Source organism: Tumebacillus avium, from assembly GCF_002162355.1.
Lineage (GTDB): Bacteria > Bacillota > Bacilli > Tumebacillales > Tumebacillaceae > Tumebacillus_A > Tumebacillus_A avium.
In genome coordinates, this window is sequence record NZ_CP021434.1 from 2,301,282 (window position 1) to 2,321,390 (window position 20,109).

Here is a 20,109-nt window from a genome sequence, read left to right on the forward strand (position 1 = left end):
CTACAAGGCATGGTATTTCATGTCCGAATGTCCCACAACGACTGCACGTGTTTCACAGACTAGAGACAAAATAGCTGGTTTCAGTATACGACCATTTTTATCCAGAGTCAAGCTGATCACTCGTTTCCAGCGGCGACCTGTTTGACCGAAAGCTCCGTCTCCAACTCTAAAATTCTTGCTTTTGCTAGTCGAAGTTCTTCTTGAAGAAGCTGTATGTGCGCCTCAAGTTTCTTTCTCTGAAGTCGCATTTCTGATTTCGCTTTATTCTTCATGTTTTTAAGTGATCGGTTATGCTCGTCGACAAGCTCTGTGGTAAAGCGGGAAGCAAGTTTTTCTTCGAGTTCTTTCCACAAGGGTTTTCCCTTGATTGAAAAGCGAAGGTCGCGGATAATTCGATTTTTATGCACGCTTCGTATCTGATGCACCAACAAGGTAGAATCATTCTGTAGTCCGATACAGAGCGGACCGCCCTTATCTACATGGATGACAGCCTTTCCCATTTCGCCGTAATAGTTTTGACCACGGTTGGTGGTGATCGGTACAATCACGATGAATTTCTCGAACTCACCGATGACGATTCCCATATGGTCATAGGAGAGTTCATCACCTGTGTTTAGGGTGCCAAGTTTCACAAATACCACATCGCCTTTTTTATAGCTTAATTTGGCGGCGGGGGTTTTTCTTTGCGCTCTTTTCATACCATGAATACCATACTCATGCCACGAATGGAGATCAAGAATGAACTCTACGCTTTGGTGCAGCGTTTGTGTGGACATCAATTTATAATTGTCCTGAAGCAGATGGAGAAGTTCGGTTTCCGCATTGCGGTTCGTGTTCATTACTGAAATTTTTGCGTTAGGGATATTTAATAATGAGATTACAACATTCTTGTCTACTGTCATGAAAACACTCATCCTTTCCTTCCGGTAGTACTTGATTATATATTACAAGTATCCATCTGTGTATATTTTTTATTTTACTCAAATATACTTATATGGGCGTTTTTCGACTCCCGTTGCTCCTGCAAAAAAAAACAAGACCTGATATTCTTCCGTGATTGAGGGAGAGTAACAGGTCTTTTCTTTTTCTTTAGTTGATGAGGTCCCGCAACGTGTGTTCTAGGTTCGTATGGTGGAACACAAAATTGTGTTTGGTCAGCCTGTGGGGAATACAGTTGCGTCCTGTCAGGGCGAGGCTTGGTTCGGTTTTCATGAAGAGGTAGGCTCCGAGCGCCACAAACGGAGCAGGCGCGGGCGGGGCCCAGCCTTTACCGAGGACTTGGCGCAAGGCGGCCATGAACTCCCGATTGGTGACCGGGTGCGGGCCGGTGGCGTTGTAGATGCCGGACATTGTGTTGTCTTCGATGGCGGCGAGGAACATGCGGTTGAGGTCGTCGACATGCAGCCAGGAGATGTATTGTTTGCCCGACCCGACTGTGCCGCCGAGGTTGTTTTTGACCAGTTTGACGAGCGGTTCCAGAGCGCCGCCGTTTTTGCCTAAAGCAAAGCCGATGCGGAGGAGAACTTTACGCGTCTGCGGCAGTTTTTGTGCGAAAAAGGCTTCTTCCCAGCGCTGGCAGACTTCCACGGAGAAGCCGGTGCCGTGTGGCGCGTTTTCATCGCACACGTCGCGGGTGTCGCCGTAGATCGCCAGCGACCCGGCTTGCACCACGACTTGGGGCGGGCGTTCACAGCTCTGGATCGCCTGATCGACCACGCGCACCGAATCAAGCCGCGAGCGCAAAATCTCGGCGCGGTTCTCTTGGGTGTAGATGCAGTTCACGCTTTTGCCGGTGAAATTGACCACCGCCCAGCTGTCTTCCATTTCGCGCGTCCAGTCGCCGAGCGTCGAACCGTCCCAATGTACATAGCGAACGTTTCCCGACTGGCGCGCCTTGCCCCGGGTCAGGATGACGACCGTAAAGCCTTGTTCGGATAAAAACGCAGCCAGACTCTCGCCCAAAAAGCCGGAACCTCCGGCGAGCAGGATTTTCTTCGTCATGGAAATCACCTCCTTTTTATTGTAACAAAAAAAACCACCGTTCTGGCAAACGGTGGCTGAATGTGGGGGATCGCGTGAAGAAGTTTAGTTTTGCTCTTGCTCGGCTTTCAATTTGGCAAACTCGGCTTCGACGTCGAGGGAGAACTCAGCATCCGGAGACGGTGCAGACGGCGACGAGAGGGTGCGCAGGCGGTGGGTGGCTTGCGCGGATGCTTCCTGCTCGACGATGCGGTTCTCCATGCGGGCGAAACCGCGCAGGGCGCTGCCGGCGTCGATTGTGGACAGTATACGGTTGACGTGCTCGATGAAAGCGGCTGCGTTGGCGCGGGACATCAGCACGATTTTCTTCTGCTGCAGTTCCGCGTATTTGGTTTTCAGTTCTTTCAACTGCTCGAACAATTGCACAGTGTGTGCCTGGATGATCTCCAACTGCTCGCGGTACACGGCTAAACGGGGTTCGTAGTCGAGCTTGTCCTTCAGGGCATGCTTGGCGATGTGGTCCTGGCCGGTCTCGATGGCGAGTTTGGCTTGACGCTCGCGCTTGGAGATGAACGCTTCCGTTTCCGAGACGAGACGCTCTTGGCGCTTCTCGATCGTCAGGTGGCTGCGCACTGCGTCTTCCGCTTTGGCAAGGTCTGCTTCGAGGTCGCGCAGGTATTGCTTGATCAAGCTCTCCGGGGACTCCATCGAGTCCAATTTATCATTGACGCCTGCCATCCAAATGTCGCGAATGCGTTTCGTGATTCCCATGTCAGTTGCCCTCCTTGTTTTCCTGCTGCTTGCGAGTTTCGTTTTCCCACTGGTCGAGGTAATCGGTTGCTTCGCCCGGGAGATGGATGCTCAGATCTGGCGCGGCGCTGACGTGCTGCGGACGCTTTTTCTTCTTCAGCAGCTTCCAGATCAGGAACCCGCCGATCAGTGCAATCGCGAGGAACCAGAACCAGCCTGCTCCGTCATGCCCGCCGCGATGTCCGCCCGGCACGATTATCATCGGATGCTGCATCATGCCGCCACGGTCATGCTTGGCAAATGCCAACGGACCGTTATCGAACTTGTCCACTCTGTGGTCGAGCAACTGCATCCCGCCAATGGTGAGGATCACAGCCGCCAAGATGAAAACGGCCCATTTGAACCAGCCGCGTTTTTTCATCTCACCCAGCTCCTTTCGTGTGAGAGGTTGTTCTCTACAACCCGATTATCACGAGGTATACTGAAACGGATATGAATGGCGGCTGAGTGTTTGCTGAAAAGCGGGATGTCGGTTGTCTAATTGAAATATTTTGAGGTGAACTCTGTGTCCATCCATATATCGATGAAAGAGATTTTTTTCGGGGGGATCGTGGCTTCCTTGCTATTCACCGGATGTGGAGTAAATGAGCCTGAAGTTACACCGACTTTCCCCGCCGTGGAGTCAAGCCCCGCAAAAGGCCCTGATGAACAGAAAGTAAATGAAGAGGTAAAACAATACCCATCTGCAGCGATCCTGGCCATCGACCTCAATCGACCTGTGGCAACTGAAGCAGAGATGGAAGGATTGGCAAAGGATGTAGAGTTGTATTTTCAGAATCAAGGTCCAGGAAAACAGTTGTCAGCGCCGATCCGGGCAGGCTCTTTGATCACTATGTTTTATCAAATGGGAACTTCCACACCAACAGTTGCAGCGGCAGGAGTTGGCTTGGGGGTCAATGACATGCCTGCCCATGTTCTTGCTTGGCAAACAGCTGGGCAATGGAAAGCGCAGCCTTACCCCCAAGCCGGCGCAGCGGACGCCGCAGAAAGAGAAGCAATTTTTAATGCGAGTCCTTACAGATTCGCAATGTTCAAATCTCTGTATTCAAAGGGCGACCTTCTCGCCGTGGTCCTTGAGTATGGCAACTCGAAAGCAGGTCAGGAAGTTCAACTGCTCCGCCTTGAAAATGGTGTCTGGCGCCTGCTTTGGCTCCCAACCTATAACAAATGGGAGACATTATACAACGCTCAAGTTGAGATGCAAGGCATTGACCGCTTTCTTGTCCATCGGGAGGACAACCGAGACCCGAACCGTCGCTGGGATGAAGTTTGGGAGTTAAATGACGATCACTATGAGCAAATCCAATAGAAGCTGTTGAGACAAGTGGGCATGCATCGGAGCAAGACCCCTTTGTTTTTCGACAAAGGGGTCTTGCTTTTTGTCGAAAAAACAGATATTTTATTTTTATGGGCTTTTTGCTTGGAATGGTTTGCTTTTCCCAAAACCCTGTGGTAAGATAAGATCAAATACAAGACGGATTACCTAATTCACGTGTTGCAAAGGGTTATCAGTTGTACGTATGATACTTTTTTCAATGTGTGAATTTTATTTTTTCACGAGAATAAAAGAAACATGTTAATCTAACTTTCTGGAGGTTTTTCTCAATGCAAACAGGTACTGTAAAATGGTTCAACGCTGACAAAGGTTTCGGTTTCATCGAAGTTGAAGGCGGTTCCGACGTGTTCGTACACTTCTCCGCTATCCAAGGCGACGGTTTCAAAACCCTCGACGAAGGCCAACGCGTACAATTCAACGTTGTTGAAGGCAACCGCGGCCCGCAAGCTGAGAACGTTGTAAAGCTGTAAGCTTTGACAACTTCAAACTGCCCTTAACTAAGTTAGGGGCAGTTTTTCTTTTCGTCTTCGAAAAATCAATTGAGGGGGCTTACCATGTATAATCGAGGAAAATCGCAAGAAGAAGTTCCACAGGTGGATACCGCGATCTGGACCTGCACCAAGGAAGATTGCAACGGCTGGATGCGGGACAACTTCGCGTTCGATGCTGCACCGACTTGTGTGCTGTGCTCCTCCCCGATGGAAAGCGGCACGAAACTGCTGCCGGTACTTGATAACCCGAATGGTGATTTGAAGGCAATAAAGAAAGGCACACAGATTGAGAGATCTCCTGAGTAAGATTTTTTGGTCTGTCTCAAAGCCTGTTCCCTCCTCGCGAGGGGGCAGGCTTTTTTGTTTTTTCCGGAAAAAACATGGAGGAGGTCACGGCAGACGGTCGAATTAAATAATAAAATGGAATTGATTCAAGTAGAAGGGTGTGAATTTCAGTGAAAGTTGGAGTTCTTGGCGCAGGTGTAATGGGTTCCGGTGTGGCGCAAAGCGCGGCACAGGCCGGGCATCAGGTGGTTGTAGTGGATTTGCATGAAGCGGTGCTGGAGAAGTCGAAAGCGTCGATTTACCAAAACGTGCGCTTCGCAGGCTTTTACCAGAAGGATAAACAGTTAGATTCGGTTGATGTCGTGATGCCGCGCCTGACGTTTACCACCGACTACGCGGCGCTGGCCGACGCGGAAATCATCGTGGAAAACGTGCCGGAAGTATGGGAGATCAAGCGTGACGCGTATGTCAAAATGAACGAGATCTGCGGCGAAGACACCGTGTTCCTCGTCAACACGTCCTGCATCTCGATCACCAAGATCGGCAGCTTGATGAAGCGCCCGGACAAAGTGATCGGCGTGCACTTCATGAACCCGGTGCCGATGAAGCCGACCGTTGAGTCGATCAAAGGCTGGCACACGTCGGAGGAAACCATTCAGTTCACCAATGACTTCCTCGGCTCGATGGACAAGAAAGCAATCATGGTCAACGACCTGCCGGGCTTTGTATCCAATCGCCTGTCGCATCTGCTGATGAACGAAGCGGCTTATGTCGTGCAAGACCAGGTCGCCGATCCGAAGTCGGTCGATGACATTTTCAAAGAGTGCTTTGGCCACAAGATGGGCCCGCTGGAAACGGCCGATCTGATCGGGCTGGACACCGTCGTGCAGTCGCTCGACATCTTATATGAAAGCTATCAGGACCCGAAATTCCGCGTCTGCCCGCTGCTGCGCAAGATGGTCGAAGCCGGACTGCACGGGCGCAAGTCGGGGCAGGGTTTTTATTCTTACTAATATCTACCAGAAATTAGCTCAATATGGTACACTAGCCCCAACAAACGTTGTGCGAGGGGGAGCATTATGAATACCAGAAGATGGATCGGTGCTTTGTTTCTTCTGATTGGCGTCCTGTTTTTGACCGGACAGACCGAATTTTTCGCAGAAACGTTTTCTCCGGGGATCATTTTCGGGATGTTTTGGCCAACTTTGTTTGTGATTCCGCTGGGGCTGGCGTTTCATGTTGGCTTCTTTGCGAGCGGCGGCCGGAATTCCGGGCTGCTGGTGCCGGGCGGGATTTTGCTTGGCGCCGGGGTCGTGTGCCAGATCTCGATGCTGTTTGACGCATGGGGCTACATGTGGCCGGGCTTTTTGGCGGCGGTGGCCTTGGGGCTGTTCGAACTGTATCTGTTTGGAGAACGTCAGCCTGGGCTGTTGATCCCGGTCGGAATTCTCGGCGCGCTGTCGATCATTTTCTTCATCGTGTTTGGGCTGGGGCAGCTGGCATCGTTTGGACAGTACGGGTTCGCCGCGCTGTTCCTGCTGATCGGGCTGGCGCTGTTCCTGCGCGGTGGCAAGTCGAACAACGGGCAGAAGAAGTTGAAAGATCTGGTTTAAAAAAACAGCCATGGCGGGCGACGATGCCCTGTCATGGCTGTTTTTTGTTTGGGCGCATCACATGCTCACGATGCAGTCCGGCACTTCGTTGCGCACGTTGCCGACCATTTTGTCGACCGGATAGGCGTACATCTCGTCCTCTGGGTACGGCACGAGCAGGGAGTGTAGCAGTTCTGCATCCTGCTTCTCGCGGTCGAGCCAGATCGCTTCGTCTTCGCGGCGCAGGATGACCGGCATGCGGTCGTGGATCGGCGCGACGAGTCCGTTCGGCTTGGTGGTCAGGACCGTGCAGCTGTGCAATTTGCCGCCTTCGGGGGTTGTCCATGTCTCATAGAGTCCGGCGAACGCGAACAGGTCTTGATCTTTCAGCAAAATACGCATCGGCTGCTTGCCGCCGTCTGCTGTCTTTTGCCATTCGTAAAACCCGTCGGCCGGAATCAGGCAGCGCTTGCGGAGAAAGGCGCTTTTGAAGGCCGGCTTTTCGGCGACCGTTTCCGACTTGGCGTTGATCATTTTGTAGCCGATCTTCTCGTCTTTGGCCCAATGCGGCACGAGGCCCCATTTGAGCTGGCCGATGCGGTTTTTCCCTTCGCTTTGGATCACGGCCGTGATGTTTTGCCCAGGCGCGATGTTGTAGCGGGGGACATAGCCAAATTCCGGCTCGGCAGCCTCAAAGCGCATCGCCAGCTGATCGGGCGTAACGGTCAATGTAAAACGTCCGCACATCGTTCGGAACACCTCCTGTTCCACTATCATACCATGATGGGCAGTTCCGCCAAAAATGTCATGCTTTACATGTGGGTTTAGAATGAAGTAACATTTAATTATACTATCTAGTCAGTACAAGAACAGGAAGGTGGCTATGTGTCATGGTGCTCGTGACCGAGCCGCCCCGGCTGCAATTGGTGCAGTGGGTGGCGGAAGTGCGGGAAAAAGCGGTGGGTCTGCCTTGGGAGCAGTACGAAACGGAGGCGGAGTTTGGCGCTTTTTCCGTGAGGCTGAACGAAGCGGAGACGGGCTGGCTGCTGGAGCGGAACACGACGGAAGCGGTGCTGCTCGCCGCTTTTTGCGTGGCGTTGTCCGAGTGGACGGGGCGCAATACGCAGTGGGTGAAAGTTGGCCGCCTGCCGATGCTGATCGACATGCAGGGGGAGGAGAACCCTGCGGCGATCTTGAAGCGGGTAGGGGAGCAAGTGCAGCGCGTTCGGGACAATGAAGAGCTGCGCGAATTGGCCGGGATGGAAGAGGTGCTCGCCAAATATGCGGTGCCCACTCCAGAAGTCAAGCTGCACGTCGGCGACGGCGCGCTGACCGAGCCGCACCGTTATCCGCTGGAACTGCGCGCGGAGTGGATCGAGGGGCAGTTGTTTATCCGGCTGCATTTTGCGAAAAGCGCACTCAGCGAAGTGACTGCAGGGTGGCTGGCGGAGCGGTTTCAGGCGGCGTTGCAGGAGCTGATTCGGGCGTAGAAGCGGGGGTTTTTGCCAAGATGGAATGGAAGACACTGGTCGAGTATGCCGACAGCATCAACAAATGGAACAGGGCCAGCGGATCGGCGCTGGTGGTGATGCGGCAGGGCGAGATCGTCTGTGAGCACTATGCCGGGTATCACTCGTACGAAGCGGGCGCACGCCCGGTGGGGGCGGATTCGCAGTTTAACGTGGCGTCTGCCCGCAAGAGCTACATTGGATTGGCAGCGGCGTGGGCGGTGCGGGAAGGGAAGATCGGGAGCCTGGATGATGCGGTGACCGACTACCTGCCGGAGCTGGATGCAGCGCTCTTGGCGGGGACGACGATCCGCCATCTGGTGACGCATACGCACGGGCTGCATGAGGACACCGCAGGTCGTCTGTTCCGCGAATTTGCGCCGGGCACCTCTTGGGCGTATCGCGGGGTGAATGTGGTGATGCTGACCGACATCATTGAGCGTGTGACCGGCAAGACGGTGGCGGAAATTTTGCAGGAGCTGGTGTTTGCGCCGCTTGGGCTGACCCAGACAGGATGGCGGACGGAAGCGTCGGAGCAGTTGGTGAAGGTGATCTTGGATACACCGCAGGAGACGGAACTGGTGCTGGGCACAGACGGCAGCGGCGGCGGCATGCAGCGCAATCTGTTTGTGTCGGCGAGGGATTTTGCCAAGTGGGGGCAACTGCACTTGACGCAAGGGCGGGTCGACGGCAGACAGGTTGTGTCGGCCGGAATTGTTCAATTGGCGACAAGCGTGCAGAGTCCGGAGCTGCCCGACCCCGATCTGCCGCCGAACGGATTTTTCTGGTATGTGCAGGATCGCCCAGCCGCCAGAAGCGAAATTGGCAGCACCGTTCCGCAGGGGGCGTTTCAGATCCTCGGCGTGACCGGCCCGCTAGTGCTGGTCGTGCCTGAGCACGAGCTGGTGGTCGTGCGGATGTCGAACAAACGCTACAACTACAGCGGGCCGGACGGGGACTATCTGCACTATTTGCGCGAGTTTGGCGACCGCGTGATGGAGTGTGTGCGATGAAGAAGCGGCCGTAAAGGTCAGACCTATTTTTACACATCTGGCGAAGGGGCTTGATGCTGACAGCCGTTTTGTGCTTAAATGGCGCAAAAGGGAGTGAGCTAAGCATGGAGCGGGACAAACGGCAGGGTATGACGCTGGTCTACACCGGGGATGGCAAAGGCAAGACGACAGCGGCGATGGGGCTTTGCGTGCGGGCAGTTGGGCGCGGGTACAAGGTGCTCGTGCTGCAGTTTATCAAGTCGCCAGAGCGTACATACGGTGAGGGGATCGCCTTGGAAAAATTGGGCGTGGAGATCCGCCAGCTCGGGATCGGTTTTACGTGGACGAAAACGCCGGAGGAGCATCGTGCTGCGCTGGCCCAAGCGTGGGCGGTCGCGAAGGAAAGCGTCCTGTCCGGGGCGTATGACGTGGTGATCTTGGATGAGCTGAACAATGCTTTGTCGATCGAGCGTTTCCCGGTGGCGGACGTGCTGCCGCTGGCGGAAGTGCTGGATGTGATAAGGACTCGTCCGCACTATGTGCATCTCCTGATCACGGGGCGCAACGCCAAGCCGGAAGTGATCGAATTGGCCGATCTGGTGACCGAAATGAATCCGGTAAAGCATTATTACGACGAAGGCATCCCGGCTGTTTTTGGCATTGAGTATTGATTTTTGTATTGATTTTTTGCAAAAGATGGCTTAGTCTTTTGCTTGAAAATTGAACCAGGAAACCAAGCCTGCACAGGGCTTGGTTTTTTTATATGCGAAGAAGGGATGATGCGGGATGATGCAAGCGGCAAAAGAGCGTTGGGACTTCTTGACCAAGCCGCCGGGGAGCCTCGGCAAGCTGGAGGAGATCGGGATTCGGCTGGCCGGACTGCAAGGCACGGTGTTCCCAAAAGTGGACAAGCGCGCCGTCGTCGTCATGTGCGGCGACCACGGTGTGACGGAGGAAGGGGTCAGCGCGTTCCCGTCCGAAGTGACCGGGCTGATGATGCAAAACTTCGCCAACGGCAAAGCGGCCGTCAACGTGCTGGCCCGCCAGATGAGCAGCGACGTGCTGGTCGTCGACGTCGGCAGCCGTGTGGAAGGCGAAGTGCCCGGCGTGATCTCGCGCAAAGTGCGCCAGGGCACAGCCAATTTTGCAAAAGGCCCCGCGATGAGCCGCGAGGAAGCAGAGCAGGCGATTGCGGTTGGCGTGGAGATTGTGGAGCAGTTGCACCAGCAAGGCGTGCAGGTTGTCGCGCTGGGGGAGATGGGGATCGGGAATACGACACCGAGCGCGGCATTGGCTGCGGTGTTCACGAGCAAGTCTGTGCCGGAATCTAGCCGTGCAACGAGCGAAGGAAGTGCGAAAGATGCTGGACACGGCAAAGCTGGCACAGCATTGGCGAATGGGTCAACCCTGCTGCAACTCGTCGGTCGCGGAACGGGCATCGACGATGAAAAGGTGCTGCACAAAGCGGGCGTCATCGAGCGTGCCATCGAAGTAAACCAGCCGGACGCAAGTGATCCGCTGGACGTGCTGGCTAAGCTAGGCGGCTTGGAAATCGCCGGTCTTGTCGGCGTGGTGCTCGGAGCGTGGGAGCGCAAAATCGCGGTGCTCGTCGACGGCGTGATCGCTGCTGCGGCGGCGCTGGTGGCAGTAAAAATGCAGTCGCAAGCGAAAGAAATCCTGTTCGCTTCGCACCTTTCCCAAGAGCCTGCACACCTCGTCATGCTGCAAGAAATGGGCCTTCAGCCTCTGCTGACGCTGGACATGCGTCTTGGCGAAGGAACCGGCGCGGTGCTGGCGATGCCGCTGCTCGAAGCGTCGTGCAGGCTGGTCGAGGAAATGGCAACATTTGCTGATTTGGGTCTCGACAAGCCCTGATTTTTCACCTATACTTTGAATCGTTCGATAACAAGTGCATAGGATAACGTTCAGGTGCTCGCAAGAGCTTAATAGGGAAGCCGGTGTAAGTCCGGCACGGTCCCGCCACTGTAATTGGGGAGCATCCTCTAACATGCCACTGTGTCAAATGGGAAGGCAGAGGATGTGATGATCCATGAGTCAGGAGACCTGCCTGTCATGTTTTCCATACCTTCTTACGGGGATATAAGGGGGATGGTCGATCTGGTTTGTCATGGACGTTTTTTCTGTATATACCCATGTGGACATTTGACGCCTTCTCTTTGGAGAAGGCGTTTTTTATTTGCAATTTTGCAGACAGGGAGTGAGTGGAGATGCGCGGGAAGCTGTTGATCATCGGCTTTGGGCCGGGGAGTTTTCAACACATCACAGAGCGGGCGCGGGAGGCGCTTCAGGAGTCGGACGTGATTATCGGGTACAACACCTACGTCGATCTGATCCGTGGTTTGCTGACCGACCAGGAGATCGTCCGCACCGGCATGACCGAGGAAGTCAGCCGGGCGATCGAAGCGGTACGGCAGGCCGAGCTCGGCAAAAAAGTCGCCGTGATCTCCTCCGGTGACGCCGGAGTGTACGGCATGGCCGGCCTCGTCTACGAGGTGCTGGTGCAAAAAGGCTGGCGGGAAGCGGACGGCGTGGAAGTGGAAGTGATCCCGGGCATTTCGGCGATCAACTCCTGCGCCTCGCTGCTCGGCGCGCCGGTCATGCACGACGCCTGCACGATCTCGCTCAGCGACCACCTGACGCCGTGGGAGCTGATCGCACGCCGGATCGAAGCGGCCGGGATGGGCGATTTCATCGTCGCCCTGTACAACCCCCGCTCCGGCAAGCGGACGCGCCAGATCGTCGAGGCGCAGCAGATCCTGCTGAAATACCGCCCGGCCGACACGCCCGTCGGACTCGTCAAAAGCGCCTACCGCGACCGCCAGTCGGTCGTGCTGACCACGCTCGGCGAGATGCTGGACCACGACATCGGGATGCTGACCACCGTGCTCATCGGCAACACCTCGACGTTTGTGTACGACGGCAAAATGATCACCCCGCGCGGCTACCAGCGCAAATATACGCTCGACAAAGCCGAGCAGCCGATCCGCGCCAACGAGCGCCTGAAAGAAGAGCACGAGCCCTGGGCGCTGCACGGCGGCGTGTCGGAGCGGAAAAAGGAAACTACACAGGCCCTTGCCCAACAGGCGGTCGCCATGCTGGCAGAGCGGGGTCTGCTCCAAACAAAAATCATCGAACCCAACACCAACAACCCGTACGACGCAATGCCTGCCATTTTAGAAATCGCAGTCTCGCCGGGAGTTGGCAACAAGAAGCTCTCCGCAAGGCAAATGACCGCGCTGATGACCGCAGCCGGAGCGGAAGGCGAGATCGAATACACACCGCACCACTACGTGCTGCTCCGCGTGATGACGAAAGAGCCCGAGCAGATCGTCTCCCAACTGGAACAGGCCGGGCTGCTCGTCCAGCCGATCGGCGACGTGGTGCAGGTGAAAGCTTGCGACTTCTGCAATGGCGAGAAATCGCAGTCGATCCCCGAAGCGGACGAGATCGCCGAACGCTTCGCCGGGCTCACCGTGCCCAAGGAATTGAAAATCGGTTTCGCAGGCTGCGCGATGGCCTGCTACGGCTCGGTGCATGAAGACATCGCCGTCATCTACCGCCGGGGCAAATTCGACCTCTTCCTCGGCGGCAAAACGATTGGACGCAACGCCCACGCCGCCCAGCCGGTCGCAGAAGGCATCCCGGCTGACGAACTGGTCGACACGGTTGGCCGCGTGCTGGCCGAATACAAGGAAAAAGGCCACCCCGACGAGCGCTTCCACAAATTTTTCAAACGCATCGGCTCGGTCGCAGGCTACCACCACAACGAACATGTACCCGCCGTCACCGTCGATACGGTCTGCGGGGATTAGGAGGATGACGCTCATGAAACATGCGATTTTGCTGGTTGGACACGGCAGCCGCGACCCGGAAGGCAATCAGGAACTGCTCGCTTTCGCCAAGCGCGTCGAAACGGAGCTCAGTCACGAATTTCCCATCGTCGAAACCTGCTTCCTCGAATTCGCCGCGCCAAGCATCGCCAAGGGCATCGACACCTGTGTGGCAAGAGGTGCGGAAAAAGTGACCTTGGTGCCGGTGATCCTCTTTGGCGCGGGGCACTCCAAACTGCACATCCCGCACGAGATCGACGAAGCGAAAGAGCGCCATCCGCACGTTAACTTCTCCTACGGCAAGCCGATCGGGGTGCATGCGAAGGCGCTGGACATCCTGACTTCGCGTCTTGACCAGGCCGGATTTTCCGCGCCGCAAGAAGGGCGTTCGGACGACGCGGTGCTGATCGTCGGGCGCGGCAGTTCCGACCCGGATGCGAACAGCGACCTCTGCAAGATCGCCCGGCTGCTGTTTGAAAAAGTGCCGGTGCGCATCGTCGAGACCTGCTACATCGGCGTGACCGAGCCCGATTTTGCCGGCGGGGTGGAGCGCTGTGTGAAGCTGGGAGCGAAGCGGATCTTCATCCTCCCGTACTTCCTGTTCACCGGCGTGCTGATCAAGCGGATGGAAGCGATGACGGGAGAGTTCTCCAAGGCGTATCCAGACGTACAGTTTGTGCTCGCGGAGTACTTCGGCTTCCACGACAACCTCGTGACCATCCTCCGCGAACGGGCGGTGGAAGCGGCGAACGGGGAGACGAAGATGAACTGCGATCTGTGCAAATACAGACTCGCCGCGATGGAAGACCATCACCATCATCACCACCACGATCATGATCACCATCATGAGCACGATCACCACCATGACCACGACCATGAGCATCACCACCACCACGAGGAGGTGGGCAAATGATCCTCCACCTCGCCGGAACGGGCGACGCCCGTGAACTCGCTGTGCAGCTTCGCGCGGCCGGACACGACCTGACCGCCTCAGTCGTCACCGACTCTGCTGCCAACTCGCTCACCGAAGCGGGCATCCCCGTCCGCATCGGACGCATGACCGCAGACGACATGTCCGCCTACATCCGCGCAAACAACGTCACCCTCGTCGTCGACGCCGCGCATCCGTTTGCCGAAGAAGCGCACAAAAACGCCATCGCAGCCAGCAAAACATGCGCTGTGCCCTACATCCGCTTCGAGCGCGAATCACTGTCTTTCGAACACAACGCGCTCCTGCACTTCGTCGACGACTACGCCGCTGCAGCCGACAAAGCGGCCGAACTCCAAGGCAACATCATGCTCACCACCGGCTCCAAAACATTGCAGATCTTCACCCAAAAACTGCTCGGCGCTGCCGGCGTCACCTTGACCGCCCGCATGCTCCCGCGCCTCGACAACATGGAAAAATGCGCCGAGCTGGGTCTCGAACAAAAACACATCATCGCCATGCAAGGCCCTTTTTCCAAAGAGCTGAACAAAGCGCTCTACCGCCAGTACAAAACGGACGTCGTGATCACCAAAGAAAGCGGCCAGCAAGGCTCTGTCGATGAAAAAGTGGACGCCGCCCTCGAACTCGGCCTCCACGTCATCGTCATCGGCCGTCCCAAACTGGAATACGGCCTGGCCTTCCATGATTTTGACGCCGTCATCCAACACATCAGCGCCCTTCGAGAGGAGATCCCCCATGGACTTTAAAACCGAATTTGTGCCGCTCACCGTACAGCCGCAGGAGATCGAAAGCTACAGCTTCGACATCATCACGCAGGAGATCGGCGAGCATCCGTTCAGCGAAGATCAATACCCGGTCGTGCAGCGCGTCATCCACGCTTCTGCCGACTTCGACCTCGGCCGCAGCCTCGTCTTCCACCCGGAAGCAATCGAGGCGGGCATCGCAGCAATCCGCGCAGGCAAGACGATCTACGCCGATGTGCAGATGGTGCAGGTCGGCATCTCCAAACCGCGTATCACCAAATTCGGCGGTGACGTCCGCGTCTACATCTCCGACCCGGACGTGGCGCTCGAAGCAAAGGCGGCCAACCTGACCCGCGCGATCATCGCGACGCGCAAAGCGGTTCGTGAGCAGCCGGACGGAATTTTCGTCATCGGCAACGCGCCGACCGCCCTGCTCGAGCTGATCCGCCTGATCAAAACCGGCGAGGCAAAACCGTCGCTGATCATCGGCATGCCGGTCGGCTTCGTCTCCGCCGCCGAGTCCAAAGACGAGCTTTCCAAGCTGATCGACGGCGACGTGCCGTTCATCACCAACATCGGGCGCAAAGGAGGCTCGCCCGTCTCCGTCGCCGCAGTTAACGCCTTGTCCCTGATGGCAGAAAAATGAGCGAAGCGGTCGCAGACAAGCCGATGCGCCACGGCTACACCACGGGAGCCTGCGCAGCGGCTGCAACCAAAGCGGCCTTGACCGCGCTGATCACCGGACAGCCCGTGGCGAGCGTCGACCTGCTCCTGCCGATCGGCGAGACGGCCGTCTTCCAGATCGAAGACCTTCGCATCCATGCAGACCGCGCCGCTTGCGGCGTGATCAAAGACGCGGGCGACGACCCCGACGCCACGCACCAAGCTTTGATCTGCTCCGAAGTGAGCTGGCTCGGCCCGGAGCGCGACGGCGAGATCGAACTGGACGGCGGCATCGGCGTCGGGCGCGTCACCAAGCCCGGCCTGCCCGTCCCGGTCGGCGAAGCGGCGATCAACCCGGTGCCGCGCCGCATGCTGCGCCAAGTGGTCGCCGCCCTGCAAAACGAATACGGCATCAACCGCGGCGTCCGCGTCGTCATCTCCGTCCCCGACGGCGAAGAGATCGCGAAAAAAACGCTGAACGCCCGACTCGGCATCCTCGGCGGCATCTCGATCCTCGGCACGAAAGGCATCGTCGTCCCGTTTTCCACTGCCGCCTACCAAGCGTCGGTCGTGCAGGCGATCAGAGTCGCCCGCGCCGGGGGCTGCGACCACCTTGTGCTGACCACAGGCGGTTCCAGCGAGAAATACGCGATGCGGATCTACTCCGAGCTGCCCGAGGAAGCGTTTATCCAGATGGGCGACTTTGTAGGTTTCTCCCTGCGCCACTGCAAGCGGCAAGGCGCGGCGAAAGTCTCGCTCGTCGGCATGATGGGCAAATTCTCCAAGGTCGCCCAAGGCGTGATGATGGTGCATTCCAAGTCCGCACCGGTCGATTTCAACTTCCTCGCCGACATCGCCGCCGAGTGCGGCGCAACGCCCGAGATGCTGGAGGAGATCCGCACCGCCAACACCGCCGCACAGGTCGGAGATATCATGCATGCGGGCGGCCATGGCGACTTTTTTGAAAAATTGAGCCGACACGCCTCCCGCCATGCTTTGAACGAAGTAAGGGGCGGGCTCTGGATGGAGACGGTGCTGACGACGATGAAAGGCGAAATGCTGGGGAGGGCAACCATCGATGAACGATAAGATCCACGTGATCGGCCTCGGCGATGACGGAGACGTCGCGCCGGAGCAGCACGCACTCATCTACAGATCCAACATCCTGATCGGCGGCGAGCGACACCTCGCGTTTTTCCCGGACTTTGAAGGGGAGACATGGGTGATCAAAGGCGCGCTGAACGAACTGGTCAAGAAAATCCAAGCTGCAAAAGGCATCATCACCGTCCTCGCCTCGGGCGATCCGCTCTTCTACGGCATCGGCGGCTACCTCGCGCAAAAATTGGACGGAGTGGTGATCCATCCGCACTTTTCGTCGGTGCAGCTCGCCTTCGCCCGTCTCGGGGTGAGCTGGCAGGACGCCTATATCGCTTCTCTGCATGGCAAGCCGATCCACGGCCTCGCGCAAAAGATCGACGGTCGGGACAAAGTTGCCTTGCTCACCGACGACAAGCAGACCCCGGCGGTGATCGCCGACTACCTTTTGTCGTTTGGCATGACCGAGTATCAGGCGTTTGTCGCGGAGAATCTCGGCGGCACCTCGGAGCGCTGCGGCCGCTACGGACTGGAAGAGCTGAAAGGTCAGACCTTTTCACCGCTCAACGTCGTGCTCCTCTTGAAAAAAGCGGGCCACGCTGCGCCGCATTGGGGATTGGGCATCGACGACGACCAATTTTCCCAACGCAAGCCGGACAAAGGCCTGATCACCAAAAAAGAAGTCCGTGTGCTCAGCTTATCTGAGCTTAATCTGCGCCCGGACAGCAGCGTCTGGGACATCGGCACCTGCACCGCCTCGGTCGCCATCGAAGCGGCCCGGATCGCTCGTGAAGGCGCGGTCTATGCCATCGAAAAAAACGAACCGGATCTGCAAAACGCCCGTGAGAACGCGCAGAAGTTCCGCGCCGACATCACCTTTGTCCACGGCAAAGCGCCGGAAGGATTGCAAAACTGGCCCGACCCGGACGCCGTCTTCATCGGCGGCAGCGGCGGCGAGATGGCCGACCTGCTGAAGCTCTGCGCCGAGCGCCTGCGCCCGAACGGCCGGATCGTGCTGAACGCCGCCACGATCGAAACGCTGTACGAAGCGACGCAGACGTTCGCCGCAGTTGGCCTGACCACCCGCGTCACCCTTTTGCAAACTTCGCGCAGCAAGCCGATCCTGCACATGACCCGCTTCGAGGGGCTCAACCCGATCTACATCATCACCGCTTACAAGGAGGCTCGCGAAGCATGAGCACTGCGACTACCACTACCACGAAACTCGGCCGTCTCTACGGCCTTGGCGTCGGCCCCGGCGACCCGGAGCTGATCACCGTCAAAGCGTTCCGCCTGCTCAAAGAAGCGGACGTCATCGCCTACCCGAAAAAGCGCCAGGGCAGCAAAAGCTACGCCCACGCCATCGCCGACACCTACATCAACCCCGGCGAAAAAGAGATGCTCGGACTCGTTTTCCCGATGACCAAAGACCCCGACATGCTCCGCGCCTCTTGGACGCAGACGACCGAGACGATCTGGTCGCATCTGGCAGCAGGCCAAGACGTCGCTTTTGTCACCGAAGGCGATCCCAACCTCTACTCGACATGGATTCACATGGCGCGGATGATGCAGGAAGCGCACCCGGAAGTGGAGATCTCCTCCGTGCCCGGCATCTCCTCCGCCCTCGGCGCGGCAGCACGGCTCGGCATTTTCCTCGCCGACGGGGATGAGCAGTTTGCGATCATCCCGGCGACCGACAACCGCGACGAGATGAAGCGCGCGCTGCAAACGCACGACTGCATCGTCTTCCTGAAAGTCGCCAAAGTCCTCGACGGCATGATCGACCTGCTCGGCGAACTCGGCCTGACGGAGAAAGCGTCTGTCGTTACGAAAGTCACGTCCGGCGAAGAGCAAGTCTGGCAAAATATCACCGAGCTGAAAGGCTCCGAACTCAACTATCTCACGCTGATGGTGGTGCGCAAATGACCGCGAACAACACACTGGAACCAAAAGTCTACATCGTTGGCGCAGGCCCCGGCGACCCCGACCTGATCACCGTCAAAGGCCTGCGCATCCTGCAGAACGCCGACGTCGTACTCTACACCGACTCGCTGGTCTCCGAAGACCTGATCGCCCGCGCCAAACCGACCGCCAACGTGCAAAAAAGCGCGGGCATGGATCTGGAAGAGATCGTCGACCTGATGATCACAAGCACCCGCGCAGGCAAAAGCGTCGCCCGCGTTCATACCGGCGACCCGGCGGTGTACGGCGCGATTTTGGAGCAGATGAGCCTCTTGAAAAAAGCTGATGTGACGGTTGAGATCATCCCCGGCGTCTCTTCCGTCTTCGCAGCGGCAGCCGCTCTGCAGACCGAACTGACCGTGCCGGAGCTGACTCAAACGCTGATCCTGACTCGCGCTTCCGGCCGCACGCCTGTCCCGGAGCGCGAAGAGCTGCAAAGCCTTGCCGCACACCACTGCACGCTGGCCTTGTACCTGAGCGCAACGCTAACCAAAAAGGTGATGCGCGAGCTGATCGACGCTGGCTGGAGCCCCGATACGCCGGTCGCCGTTGTCCAACGCGCTTCCTGGCCGGACCAGCTGATCGTCCGCACGACGGTAGCTGGACTGGACGATGCGATGCGCGAACACGGCATCCGTTCGCACGCGATGATCCTCGCAGGCTGGGCGCTCGACCCGACCCTCGTCGAGCAGGACGGACACCGCTCCAAGCTGTATGACAAATCCTTCACGCACCGCTTCCGCAAAGGGGTGACCGCGCATGAATAACCCGTACGCTCTCGTCGCAATCACGAAGCACGGGGTGGAGAAGGCCCGCGAACTGCTGGCAAAGCTGCCCGGGTCTGATCTGTACTACATGAGCAAGTTCGCGCGCGGGGATGAGGAAGAAAAGGGCATCGAGCTGTTTGAAGGTTCGGTGCGGCTGATCCTGCCCGACCTGTTCGCTCGCTACAACGGCATCATTTTGTTCATTTCACTCGGGGCGGTCGTGCGGATGATCGCGCCGATTTTGCAAGATAAAAAGACAGATCCCGGCGTGGTGGTCATCGACGACCGGGGCGAACATGCGATATCCGTCCTGTCCGGGCACCTCGGCGGCGCAAACGAACTGACCCGCCACATCGCGGAGCTGATCGGCGCGAACCCGGTGATCACTACCGCCTCGGACGTGCAGAAAACGATTCCGGTTGACCTCTTCGGGCGGCAATTCGGCTGGGAGATTGAAAGTTTTGAGCGGGCTACCCCCGTCTCGGCGGCGGTGGTCAACGAGGAGCCGGTCGTCATCGTTCAGGAATCGGGCGAGACCAACTGGTGGCAGTATGACCGACCTCTGCCCGACCACATCCGACGCGTCTCTACGGAAGAAGCACTGTCGAGCGCAGGAACGTGGAATGCAGCTCTTGTGATCACGCATCGTCTTTTAGATGAAGCAGAAACGCAAACCCTGCTGGCAAACGGCGTCCTTTACCGTCCGAAAAACATCGTGCTTGGCATCGGCTGCAATCGCGGCACGGAGCTTGCCGAGATCGAGGAAGTGGTGCAACAGACGCTGGAAGAGCTGCGCATTTCGATCAAAAGCGTGCGCAACATCGCGACCATCGACTTGAAAAAGGACGAAGCGGGCCTGCTCGCCCTCTGTGAAAAATACGGCTGGCCGCTGGTGACGTACACGCCGCAGGAGTTGAACGAAATCGCGATTCCCACCCCGTCCGAGACGGTGTTCAAATACACGGGCGCATACGGCGTCAGCGAACCGGCGTCGATGCGTTCGGCCGGCGTGACCGACCTGTTACTAGAAAAGAAAAAGTCAGGCAATGTGACCTTGTCCATCGCCATCGTACCGGGAGGATGAC

Annotated in this window: 23 protein-coding genes and 1 riboswitch; of the genes, 18 read left to right on the forward strand and 5 right to left on the reverse strand. The window is 57.3% G+C overall.

Annotated features, from left to right (window positions below):
* Positions 1-116 precede the first annotated feature (116 nt).
* The 4 genes from CBW65_RS11035 to CBW65_RS11050 form a co-directional block, all read right to left on the reverse strand.
* The gene (locus CBW65_RS11035; RefSeq protein ID WP_157721892.1) at positions 117-902 is read right to left on the reverse strand and encodes a type II toxin-antitoxin system PemK/MazF family toxin; all 786 of its coding nucleotides are present in this window, start codon (positions 900-902) and stop codon (positions 117-119) included.
* A 187-nt stretch (positions 903-1,089) separates the two neighbouring features.
* Positions 1,090-2,001, reverse strand: coding sequence for a TIGR01777 family oxidoreductase (locus CBW65_RS11040; protein WP_087456856.1), 912 nt, complete (start codon positions 1,999-2,001; stop codon positions 1,090-1,092).
* An 84-nt stretch (positions 2,002-2,085) separates the two neighbouring features.
* Entirely contained in the window at positions 2,086-2,751 is a 666-nt protein-coding gene (locus CBW65_RS11045; RefSeq protein ID WP_087456857.1) for a PspA/IM30 family protein, read from the reverse strand.
* A 1-nt stretch (position 2,752) separates the two neighbouring features.
* Complete coding sequence (locus CBW65_RS11050; RefSeq protein WP_087456858.1) at positions 2,753-3,151, reverse strand: hypothetical protein; 399 nt, start codon at positions 3,149-3,151, stop codon at positions 2,753-2,755.
* A 120-nt stretch (positions 3,152-3,271) separates the two neighbouring features.
* On the opposite strand from CBW65_RS11050, the gene CBW65_RS11055 reads away from it, so the two are divergent.
* The 5 genes from CBW65_RS11055 to CBW65_RS11075 all read left to right on the forward strand — a co-directional run bounded on the left by CBW65_RS11055 (position 3,272) and on the right by CBW65_RS11075 (position 6,515).
* Positions 3,272-4,099, forward strand: coding sequence for a hypothetical protein (locus CBW65_RS11055; protein WP_157721893.1), 828 nt, complete (start codon positions 3,272-3,274; stop codon positions 4,097-4,099).
* A 296-nt stretch (positions 4,100-4,395) separates the two neighbouring features.
* On the forward strand, positions 4,396-4,596 hold the full coding sequence (locus CBW65_RS11060; protein WP_087456860.1) for a cold-shock protein: 201 nt from the start codon (positions 4,396-4,398) through the stop codon (positions 4,594-4,596).
* A gap of 84 nt (positions 4,597-4,680) precedes the next feature.
* Positions 4,681-4,923, forward strand: coding sequence for a cold-shock protein (locus CBW65_RS11065; protein WP_087456861.1), 243 nt, complete (start codon positions 4,681-4,683; stop codon positions 4,921-4,923).
* 143 nt (positions 4,924-5,066) lie between these two features.
* Positions 5,067-5,915 carry a 3-hydroxyacyl-CoA dehydrogenase family protein gene (locus tag CBW65_RS11070; RefSeq protein WP_087456862.1) on the forward strand — a complete coding sequence of 283 codons (849 nt, stop codon included), beginning with the start codon at positions 5,067-5,069 and terminating at the stop codon, positions 5,913-5,915.
* 66 nt (positions 5,916-5,981) lie between these two features.
* A complete protein-coding gene (locus tag CBW65_RS11075) occupies positions 5,982-6,515 on the forward strand; it encodes a hypothetical protein (protein WP_087456863.1) in 534 nt (177 codons plus the stop codon).
* A gap of 57 nt (positions 6,516-6,572) precedes the next feature.
* Here the strand turns inward: CBW65_RS11075 and CBW65_RS11080 are convergent, their stop codons facing one another.
* The gene (locus CBW65_RS11080; protein ID WP_087456864.1) at positions 6,573-7,241 is read right to left on the reverse strand and encodes an SOS response-associated peptidase; all 669 of its coding nucleotides are present in this window, start codon (positions 7,239-7,241) and stop codon (positions 6,573-6,575) included.
* Between the two features lie 143 nt (positions 7,242-7,384).
* On the opposite strand from CBW65_RS11080, the gene CBW65_RS11085 reads away from it, so the two are divergent.
* The 13 genes from CBW65_RS11085 (at position 7,385) to CBW65_RS11145 (ending at position 20,108) form a co-directional block, all read left to right on the forward strand.
* Complete coding sequence (locus tag CBW65_RS11085; RefSeq protein WP_087456865.1) at positions 7,385-7,984, forward strand: condensation domain-containing protein; 600 nt, start codon at positions 7,385-7,387, stop codon at positions 7,982-7,984.
* A gap of 20 nt (positions 7,985-8,004) precedes the next feature.
* Complete coding sequence (locus CBW65_RS11090) at positions 8,005-9,015, forward strand: serine hydrolase domain-containing protein (protein ID WP_087456866.1); 1,011 nt, start codon at positions 8,005-8,007, stop codon at positions 9,013-9,015.
* Positions 9,016-9,119: 104 nt separating this feature from the next.
* On the forward strand, positions 9,120-9,665 hold the full coding sequence (gene cobO, locus CBW65_RS11095; RefSeq protein WP_087456867.1) for a cob(I)yrinic acid a,c-diamide adenosyltransferase: 546 nt from the start codon (positions 9,120-9,122) through the stop codon (positions 9,663-9,665).
* 115 nt (positions 9,666-9,780) lie between these two features.
* The gene (locus tag CBW65_RS11100; protein WP_087456868.1) at positions 9,781-10,869 is read left to right on the forward strand and encodes a nicotinate-nucleotide--dimethylbenzimidazole phosphoribosyltransferase; all 1,089 of its coding nucleotides are present in this window, start codon (positions 9,781-9,783) and stop codon (positions 10,867-10,869) included.
* 35 nt (positions 10,870-10,904) lie between these two features.
* Positions 10,905-11,080: riboswitch (cobalamin riboswitch) on the forward strand.
* A 142-nt stretch (positions 11,081-11,222) separates the two neighbouring features.
* Entirely contained in the window at positions 11,223-12,827 is a 1,605-nt protein-coding gene (gene cobJ / locus CBW65_RS11105; protein WP_087456869.1) for a precorrin-3B C(17)-methyltransferase, read from the forward strand.
* 13 nt (positions 12,828-12,840) lie between these two features.
* Positions 12,841-13,758: a sirohydrochlorin chelatase gene (locus tag CBW65_RS11110; protein ID WP_087456870.1), complete on the forward strand. Its 918-nt coding sequence runs from the start codon at positions 12,841-12,843 to the stop codon at positions 13,756-13,758.
* Positions 13,755-14,540: a precorrin-6A reductase gene (cobK, locus tag CBW65_RS11115; RefSeq protein WP_087456871.1), complete on the forward strand. Its 786-nt coding sequence runs from the start codon at positions 13,755-13,757 to the stop codon at positions 14,538-14,540. Before CBW65_RS11110 ends, cobK begins: the two co-directional genes overlap by 4 nt.
* Complete coding sequence (locus CBW65_RS11120; protein ID WP_087456872.1) at positions 14,530-15,183, forward strand: precorrin-8X methylmutase; 654 nt, start codon at positions 14,530-14,532, stop codon at positions 15,181-15,183. Before cobK ends, CBW65_RS11120 begins: the two co-directional genes overlap by 11 nt.
* The gene (locus tag CBW65_RS11125; RefSeq protein ID WP_087456873.1) at positions 15,180-16,289 is read left to right on the forward strand and encodes a cobalt-precorrin-5B (C(1))-methyltransferase; all 1,110 of its coding nucleotides are present in this window, start codon (positions 15,180-15,182) and stop codon (positions 16,287-16,289) included. The genes CBW65_RS11120 and CBW65_RS11125 overlap by 4 nt, the downstream gene beginning before the upstream one ends.
* On the forward strand, positions 16,279-17,493 hold the full coding sequence (gene cbiE, locus CBW65_RS11130) for a precorrin-6y C5,15-methyltransferase (decarboxylating) subunit CbiE (RefSeq protein ID WP_087456874.1): 1,215 nt from the start codon (positions 16,279-16,281) through the stop codon (positions 17,491-17,493). The genes CBW65_RS11125 and cbiE overlap by 11 nt, the downstream gene beginning before the upstream one ends.
* Positions 17,490-18,221, forward strand: a complete 732-nt coding sequence (gene cobI / locus CBW65_RS11135; protein ID WP_087456875.1) for a precorrin-2 C(20)-methyltransferase — start codon at positions 17,490-17,492, stop codon at positions 18,219-18,221. The genes cbiE and cobI overlap by 4 nt, the downstream gene beginning before the upstream one ends.
* Positions 18,218-19,024, forward strand: a complete 807-nt coding sequence (gene cobM / locus CBW65_RS11140; protein WP_087456876.1) for a precorrin-4 C(11)-methyltransferase — start codon at positions 18,218-18,220, stop codon at positions 19,022-19,024. The genes cobI and cobM overlap by 4 nt, the downstream gene beginning before the upstream one ends.
* A complete protein-coding gene (locus CBW65_RS11145; RefSeq protein ID WP_087456877.1) occupies positions 19,017-20,108 on the forward strand; it encodes a cobalt-precorrin 5A hydrolase in 1,092 nt (363 codons plus the stop codon). Before cobM ends, CBW65_RS11145 begins: the two co-directional genes overlap by 8 nt.
* Position 20,109: the final 1 nt, after the last annotated feature.

Bases quoted from the DNA above. Each gene is read 5' to 3' on its own strand.
- CBW65_RS11035 (WP_157721892.1), bottom strand. From the start codon at position 902: ATGACAGTAGACAAGAATGTTGTAATCTCATTATTAAATATCCCTAAC.
- CBW65_RS11040 (WP_087456856.1), bottom strand. From the start codon at position 2,001: ATGACGAAGAAAATCCTGCTCGCCGGAGGTTCCGGCTTTTTGGGCGAG.
- CBW65_RS11045 (WP_087456857.1), bottom strand. From the start codon at position 2,751: ATGGGAATCACGAAACGCATTCGCGACATTTGGATGGCAGGCGTCAAT.
- CBW65_RS11050 (WP_087456858.1), bottom strand. From the start codon at position 3,151: ATGAAAAAACGCGGCTGGTTCAAATGGGCCGTTTTCATCTTGGCGGCT.
- CBW65_RS11060 (WP_087456860.1), top strand. From the start codon at position 4,396: ATGCAAACAGGTACTGTAAAATGGTTCAACGCTGACAAAGGTTTCGGT.
- CBW65_RS11065 (WP_087456861.1), top strand. From the start codon at position 4,681: ATGTATAATCGAGGAAAATCGCAAGAAGAAGTTCCACAGGTGGATACC.
- CBW65_RS11075 (WP_087456863.1), top strand. From the start codon at position 5,982: ATGAATACCAGAAGATGGATCGGTGCTTTGTTTCTTCTGATTGGCGTC.
- CBW65_RS11080 (WP_087456864.1), bottom strand. From the start codon at position 7,241: ATGTGCGGACGTTTTACATTGACCGTTACGCCCGATCAGCTGGCGATG.
- CBW65_RS11085 (WP_087456865.1), top strand. From the start codon at position 7,385: ATGGTGCTCGTGACCGAGCCGCCCCGGCTGCAATTGGTGCAGTGGGTG.
- CBW65_RS11090 (WP_087456866.1), top strand. From the start codon at position 8,005: ATGGAATGGAAGACACTGGTCGAGTATGCCGACAGCATCAACAAATGG.
- cobO (WP_087456867.1), top strand. From the start codon at position 9,120: ATGGAGCGGGACAAACGGCAGGGTATGACGCTGGTCTACACCGGGGAT.
- CBW65_RS11100 (WP_087456868.1), top strand. From the start codon at position 9,781: ATGATGCAAGCGGCAAAAGAGCGTTGGGACTTCTTGACCAAGCCGCCG.
- cobJ (WP_087456869.1), top strand. From the start codon at position 11,223: ATGCGCGGGAAGCTGTTGATCATCGGCTTTGGGCCGGGGAGTTTTCAA.
- CBW65_RS11110 (WP_087456870.1), top strand. From the start codon at position 12,841: ATGAAACATGCGATTTTGCTGGTTGGACACGGCAGCCGCGACCCGGAA.
- cobK (WP_087456871.1), top strand. From the start codon at position 13,755: ATGATCCTCCACCTCGCCGGAACGGGCGACGCCCGTGAACTCGCTGTG.
- CBW65_RS11120 (WP_087456872.1), top strand. From the start codon at position 14,530: ATGGACTTTAAAACCGAATTTGTGCCGCTCACCGTACAGCCGCAGGAG.
- CBW65_RS11125 (WP_087456873.1), top strand. From the start codon at position 15,180: ATGAGCGAAGCGGTCGCAGACAAGCCGATGCGCCACGGCTACACCACG.
- cbiE (WP_087456874.1), top strand. From the start codon at position 16,279: ATGAACGATAAGATCCACGTGATCGGCCTCGGCGATGACGGAGACGTC.
- cobI (WP_087456875.1), top strand. From the start codon at position 17,490: ATGAGCACTGCGACTACCACTACCACGAAACTCGGCCGTCTCTACGGC.
- cobM (WP_087456876.1), top strand. From the start codon at position 18,218: ATGACCGCGAACAACACACTGGAACCAAAAGTCTACATCGTTGGCGCA.
- CBW65_RS11145 (WP_087456877.1), top strand. From the start codon at position 19,017: ATGAATAACCCGTACGCTCTCGTCGCAATCACGAAGCACGGGGTGGAG.